The 6,178-nt window shown below is 69.8% G+C and carries 5 protein-coding genes and 1 pseudogene; 3 read left to right on the forward strand and 3 right to left on the reverse strand.

Annotated elements, in window-relative coordinates; translation table 11 throughout:
- Positions 1-100 precede the first annotated feature (100 nt).
- Together ACNTMW_RS34045 and ACNTMW_RS34050 are read left to right on the forward strand one after the other, a co-directional pair.
- A complete protein-coding gene (locus ACNTMW_RS34045) occupies positions 101-1,012 on the forward strand; it encodes an MFS transporter (protein WP_426638186.1) in 912 nt (303 codons plus the stop codon).
- 129 nt (positions 1,013-1,141) lie between these two features.
- A pseudogene (locus tag ACNTMW_RS34050) lies at positions 1,142-1,788 on the forward strand (acetate--CoA ligase family protein); the annotation flags it as partial.
- A gap of 216 nt (positions 1,789-2,004) precedes the next feature.
- Here the strand turns inward: ACNTMW_RS34050 and ACNTMW_RS34055 are convergent.
- Genes ACNTMW_RS34055 through ACNTMW_RS34065 form a run of 3 tightly spaced genes read right to left on the reverse strand, consistent with a single transcriptional unit; the run spans position 2,005 to position 4,612 of the window.
- Positions 2,005-2,775: an SDR family oxidoreductase gene (locus ACNTMW_RS34055; protein ID WP_426638187.1), complete on the reverse strand. Its 771-nt coding sequence runs from the start codon at positions 2,773-2,775 to the stop codon at positions 2,005-2,007.
- A complete protein-coding gene (locus ACNTMW_RS34060) occupies positions 2,772-3,758 on the reverse strand; it encodes an alpha/beta hydrolase (protein WP_426638188.1) in 987 nt (328 codons plus the stop codon). The genes ACNTMW_RS34055 and ACNTMW_RS34060 overlap by 4 nt, the downstream gene beginning before the upstream one ends.
- The gene (locus ACNTMW_RS34065) at positions 3,755-4,612 is read right to left on the reverse strand and encodes an SDR family NAD(P)-dependent oxidoreductase (RefSeq protein WP_426638189.1); all 858 of its coding nucleotides are present in this window, start codon (positions 4,610-4,612) and stop codon (positions 3,755-3,757) included. Before ACNTMW_RS34065 ends, ACNTMW_RS34060 begins: the two co-directional genes overlap by 4 nt.
- 260 nt (positions 4,613-4,872) lie before the next feature.
- On the opposite strand from ACNTMW_RS34065, the gene ACNTMW_RS34070 reads away from it, so the two are divergent.
- Positions 4,873-5,727 (forward strand): helix-turn-helix transcriptional regulator, encoded by an 855-nt coding sequence (locus ACNTMW_RS34070; RefSeq protein ID WP_426638190.1) that lies wholly within the window; start codon positions 4,873-4,875, stop codon positions 5,725-5,727.
- Positions 5,728-6,178: the final 451 nt, after the last annotated feature.

The following is a 6,178-nucleotide window of genomic DNA, read 5'->3' on the forward strand; positions in this document are numbered from 1 at the left end:
AACACAACGCCGCCCTCATCTGCCTGGCCCGACGCCGCATCGACGTCCTACACGCCATGCTCCGCGACAAGACCACCTACCAGCCCCGCCCCGTCGCCGCTTGACCAAACCCATAGGGACACCCCCCCAGACACTGATCAGCCTCACGGTCGGCCTCATCGCCGGCATCTGCTTTATCACCTGGGAGCTGCGCCGCCGTGACACCGGCCTGCTGGACGTACGGCTGTTCCGCGAGCGCACTCTCGCCGCAGGCTCGATCACGCTTCTGGTCGTCTTCGGCGTCCAGGCGGGAATCGGCGTGGTCCTCTTCCCGTTCTTCCAGGCCGTACTCGGCTGGTCGGGCCTGCTTTCCACGGTCGCGATGATGCCCATGGCCGTCGCGATGATGATGGCCTCCGGCGTGGCCCCCAAGCTCACCTCACGTACCGGCGCCCGCGCCACCATGGTCGTGGGCATTGCCTTGGCCGGCGTCGGCATGGCGCTCATGGCCCTGTTCGTCTCCGCCAGCGGCGGCTACCCCTCCGTACTGCCCGGCCTACTCGCCATGGGCATCGGCATGGGCCTGTCGATGACCCCCTCCACCGAAGCCATCACCGCCAGCCTGCCGCACCAGAACCAGGGCGTCGCCTCCGCGCTCAACGACGTCACCCGCGAGTTCGGCACCGCGCTCGGCGTTGCCCTGCTCGGCGCACTCGTCTCCGCTGGCTACCGCAGCGCCATCGACGACAGACTGCACGGCATCCCCCAACGCGCTGCGGACACCGCCCGCGAAGGCGTCGCCAACGCCGTCGAGGTCGCGACCAACACCGGACCTCACGCACAGGGCCTGCTCCACGCAGCCCAGCAGTCCTTCGTCGACGGCTGGCAGCAGGCCATGTGGGCAGGTACCGCCATCATGTGCGTCCTGTTCGTATACATCGCCGCCCTCGGCCCCAAGAACACACCCTCACCGGTGACGGCCGAGGCAGATCCCGCTGAAGCCATCGCCGCCTGTGGACGCTCCCGCAATTGACCCAGCCTCCGCTCGCCATTTACACGACGGGCCGGCCGGTCTCGCAAGCCGCAGCCGGTCGGCGGGTCGGGCGAAGCCGACCTGCTCGTCGTCACGTTCGTCGCCACGCGGTCCAACGACTGCATCGCGATGCTGGCCGCACTCGGCTCGGTGCTTGACGAATTCCCGTACCTGCCGGTCGCCGTCGTCGTGGTCGGCGCGGCGGACGCGCCGCGCAGCGTGGGCGCCCGGCGCGCGCCAGTGTTTGCCCTGCCGGAACCGGCGGTGCTGGCGCTGGGCCGTGCCGCCCAGTACGCGGCGTGGCGGCGGGAGCCGGTCGGGAACCGGCCCGCCCTGCCCGGGGTGGGCCGCGGCACCGCCCGTGGCCTCGCGGAGCGCGCCCTAGCATGCGGCGGCGGCTGGCAGCCGGCCGACGTCGCCCGGCCGCTACCGGGCTGCTACGGCGTGCCGGTCGTGGACACTCATCTCGCCGCCGATGTTGACGAGGCCGTCGCCGAAGCCGAGATGATCGGCTTCCCGGTTGCCGTCAAGGCCGCCGCGCCTGGCATCGTGCACAAGAGCGACATCGGCGCCGTGCGGCTCGGGTGCACGACGCCGCCGCGGTGCGCCGCCCGTACGCCGCAATCGGCGCCGCGACCGGCGCGGACCGGCCCGCAGTCATTGTGCAACCGATGGCCGGGCCGGGCCTCGAGCTGGTGGCCGGGGTCGTACACGATCCGCTGTTCGGCTCGCTGGTCACGCTCGGCCTCGGCGGCATGCATACCGAGCTGCTCAGCGACCGCGCGCTGCGCCTGATGCCGGTCACCGACCGCGCGCTGCGCCTGCTGCCGGTCACCGACCGCGCGCTGCGCCTGCTGCCGGTCACCGACCGCGACGCCGCGGCCATGGGGCCGCGTAGGGCGCGTCCGCATCGCAGGACCGGGGAACGCATACGGATCTGCCAAATTGAGGCATCGGTCGCGTGGGGGAAGGGACTATCCGGCGAGAAGCCGTCAGTGGTGGGACAGCATGCGCAGCGTTTCGGCGTATCGTCCTCGGGCCTCGGCGAACCGGAGGGGTTCGACCGTCTTGACGAGGATCTCCTGGGGGTGCCCGGTGTCGGCGAGGATGTCCATGACCTCGTTGAGGAATGCCTCCAAGGGCATGGCGTTGTCTGCGTTCTGCTGGCCCATCAGCATGGTACGCACTGCCGGGGGCACCAGCTCCAGGACCTCGATGCTGGTATCGGCCAGTTGAACGCGCAGGCTTTCGGTGAAGGAGTGGATGGCGGCCTTGGTGGCGTTGTAGGTCGGTGTGATGGGCAAGGGAACGAAGGCCAGCCCCGAGGACACGGTCATGATGGTCGCCTGGGGTTGGGCGGCGAGGTGGGCGGTCAGTGCGCCCACGAGGCGGATGGGGCCGAGCAGGTTGGTCGCGACGGTGGCCTCCGCCATGGGCAGGAACCCGTCGTTGTGAAGATCTTCCGGCAGCATGATCCCGGCCATCGTGACCAGGACGTTGAGGTCGGGAAAACGCTGCAGTACCTGCGCGGTCACGTCCCGGATCGCGGTCGGGTCGGTGATGTCGAGGGCGACGGATTCGACACCCGGGTTCGCCGCGACGATCTGCGCCAACCTGTCGGCCCGGCGCCCGGCGACGATAACCCGGTTGCGCGCGGTATGCAATCGCAGTGCGAGACCGAGGCCGATGCCGGAGGTCGCGCCGGCGATGAGGACTGTGTTTCCGGTGAGCTTCATCGGTCTACTTCCGTTGGTGGCGTTCATTGGATGGTCGGCAGGGTGGTCAGCCAGTCGGTGACGGTCGCGACGTAGGCGGCCGGGTCGTGGCTGTGCATCGAGTGCGGCATGGTGGGAAAGGACCGGTAGGTGAACGTGTTGCCGGTGCTTTCGACCAGGTAGCGGGCCCGTTCGACCTGCTGCGGGGAGATGGCCCCCACGAGGTTGCCGGTCTGCGGGTCGATGTGGTGGAAGTGGTGGGTGAACAGGATCGGGACCTTGACCTGACGCAGCATGTTCTCGTGGTCGCAGGTGAGCGTCGCCCGTCCGGACGCAAAGGCGTCGCCCCATTCCGGGTCGTACTCGCGGAGGTCCTGCGGCGGGTCGGCGGGGATGGCGGTCGGCGCCTCGCCGGTGCCGGCAGGAGCCATCTGGCGCAGTGCGGCGAGCATCCACCCGGGGACTTCGCGGGCCACCGCGGCCTGCATGCCGGTGAAGTCGCCGATCGACCACTGTGGTCCCAGCCACTTGTGCCAGAGTCGGAACATCGGCCCCATGCCTTGCCGGATCGACTGTCCAACGGCGGGGTTGGTCTCGGAGGCGAAGAGCGGAGCGTCTTCGTAGACCGCGGCGCGTATCTGACCGGGTGCGGCGAAGGCAGACAGCCATGCGGCGACGACGCCGCCGGAGGACAGTCCGCCGACCACGACCGGACAGGCGACGACGCGGTCGATGAACCGGACCAGGTCGCCGCCGATGAGGTCGAGGCTGTAGCGGCCGGGTGTCCACGTGGAGCGGCCCTGACCGCGCAGGTCGACGGCGTAGACCTGGTACCGGTCGGCGAGCAGCCGCATCGCGGCCTCGTAGCCCCACCACGATTCGGTCTGTGCGGGGATGAGCAGCAGCGCAGGGCGCGACGGCGCGCCGGCCACGGCGTAGTTCATACGGATCTCGCCGAGGTCGACGGTCTGTTCGGCGAACGCGTGCGGGACGAAGATGTCGGCGCGGTCTTCTGCTTCCAGGTAGCTCATCGGCCGACTCCGGTCAATGCGACGGTCGCTTGCCAGAGTTGCCTCGCCTTGGCCGCGTCGAGGCCGATCCTGGCCGGCTTCCCAACGGCGGGGTGCCCCTTGATGGCGCCGAGGCCGTCCGGGCCGACGTACGCGTTGCCCGGCACGTTCTGTGTTGCCGCGTACAGCAGGGGCAGGGCCCCGTGTTCGGGGTCGTTGATCAGGAACGCGAAGCGGTTGATGACGTTGGCCCGCGAGTGCGCCGCCAGGGTCGTCGTCGCGATGCCGGGATGGGCGAGCACCGACCGCACCGGGGCGCCCGACGCGTCCAGCCGTCGCTGTAGTTCCAGGGAGAACAGCACGAGCGCGAGCTTGGAGTCGCGGTAGGCGTTCATCCGGTGGTATTTGCGCGCCCGCCAGTCGACGTCGTCGACGTTCAGCTTGGACTGGCGGTGCAGGCCGCTGGTCACGCTGACGACCCGGTCGGTCAGGTGTGGCAGCAGCAGATTGGTCAGCACGAACGGGCCGGTGTAGTTCGTCGCGGTCTGCACGTCAAATCCGTCAGCGGTCCGCGCCGCCGGGATGTCCATGACCCCGGCGTTGTTGATCAGTACATCCAACGGCCCGTCCCACGCCTGCACGAACCGGCGCACCGAGCTGAGGTCGGCCACGTCCAGGCGCCGTATTTCGAACGCACCGCGCATACCGGCGATGGCGCGGCGACCCTTCTCGGTGTCGCGTACGCCGAGCACCACCCGGGCACCGACGCGCCCGAATTCGCGGGCGGCGATCAAGCCGATGCCACTGCCCGCCCCGGTGATGACTACCGTCCGGCCGGTCATGTCCGGCAGGTCGGCTGCTGTCCACTTGGCCATGCGGCCTCCTCGTTCCTATCGGTTGCGCACGCTGGTTCGCGTACGGCGCCATTGCGCTACTCGCCTCAACCAGTGGACGCCACCGAGCAGTCGGGATGAAGGGCTCGCGCAACCACTGACCGGCAGTCAGTGGTTGAGCCCGCCGGCGACTGCGACGATGGAGGCGTTCCGGCCGCCCGACCGCCGCGGGGCGGCACACCGTGGCGGGCCGCCGGCCCGCCGCGGTCGCACCGGCCGGGTGAACGACTCCGAGGAGACCCATGACGCAAACGGTGGACCGCGCAGCCCTGGGCGCCTTTCTGCGCGCCCGGCGCGAGGCGCTGCAACCGGAAGACGTCGGGCTACGGCGCGGGCCGCGCCGACGCACCCGCGGGCTACGCCGCGAAGAGGTGGCCGACCTGTGTGGCATGTCCGCCGATTACCTCGCCCGCCTGGAACGCGGCCACGGACCACAGCCGTCGCAGCCGATGGTCGCCGCCATCGCCCGCGGGCTGCGCCTTACCCCCGACGAACGTGACCACCTGTTCCTGCTGTGCGGCTACCGCGCTACGCGCCAGCGACTGCGCGGCGAGCACGTCAGCCCGGGACTGATGCGGGTCCTGGACCGGCTGCAGGACACCCCGGCACAGGTGATGGGCTCCCTCGGCGAGGCGTTGCTGCAGACGCCCCCCGCCATCGCCCTGCTCGGCGAGCAAACCCACCACACCGGCCCGGCCCGCAGCGCCCCCTACCGCTGGTTCACCGATCCGACCGCCCGCGACCGCTACCACCCCGACGACCACGACTACAACAGCCGGGTCAACGTCGCACTCCTGCGAACGGCAGCCATCCGGGAAGGACCCCGGTCCCAAGCCGCCCACCTCGTCGCGAGCCTGCTCCGTGAGAGCACCGAATTCACCACGCTGTGGCAGCGACAGGAAGTCGGACTGCGCTGGAGCGACACCAAACGATTCGTCCACCCCGAGGTCGGACACCTCGACCTGTTCTGCCAGCACCTCCACGACCCCGACCAGTCGCAGTCCCTACTCGTCTTCACCGCCACGCCCGGCACCGACAGCCACGAAAAACTGGCCCTCCTGAACGTCCTCGGCGTCGACACCTTCCCACCCGGCTGACCCCCGGCGTGTACCTACGCCAGTACCCAGCACACCGCGCGGCCAGGCCGTGCAGCCGAAGACGGTCACCCACCCGTGACGCACGCTCCGACCTGCTCGCCCTGACCGAACCCGACCTCGACGCGCAGGCACGTGTTCGGGCGCGTTCGGGACTGTGGATCTAACGGTGTTTCCGGCCTGACCCGCGGGGCGTGGTGCCCGGCGAGGAAGGTGCCGTGATGACAGCGACACTGGACGATGTGACCGCGAGGAAGAACAAGCCCGAGCCGTCGGCGGAGCAGCAGGCCGCCGAAACGTACTGACAGGACCGCCGGAAACACCGTTCTGAAGTTCCCCCCGGGATGTGGACACCGGGTTATGCCGCGATCTGCTGGACGGTAGTGGATCCGAGACGTTGTTCGTAGTCGGCGGGACTGAGGTAGCCGAGCGCGGAGTGGCGCCGGCGGTGGTT

Origin of the sequence: Planosporangium spinosum (assembly GCF_049999945.1) — a bacterium.
Classification (GTDB): Bacteria; Actinomycetota; Actinomycetes; order Mycobacteriales; family Micromonosporaceae; genus Planosporangium; species Planosporangium spinosum.

Coding starts and splice junctions, on each gene's coding strand:
- ACNTMW_RS34055 (WP_426638187.1), bottom strand. CDS start 2,775: ATGAACGCCACCAACGGAAGTAGACCGATGAAGCTCACCGGAAACACA.
- ACNTMW_RS34060 (WP_426638188.1), bottom strand. CDS start 3,758: ATGAGCTACCTGGAAGCAGAAGACCGCGCCGACATCTTCGTCCCGCAC.
- ACNTMW_RS34065 (WP_426638189.1), bottom strand. CDS start 4,612: ATGGCCAAGTGGACAGCAGCCGACCTGCCGGACATGACCGGCCGGACG.
- ACNTMW_RS34070 (WP_426638190.1), top strand. CDS start 4,873: ATGACGCAAACGGTGGACCGCGCAGCCCTGGGCGCCTTTCTGCGCGCC.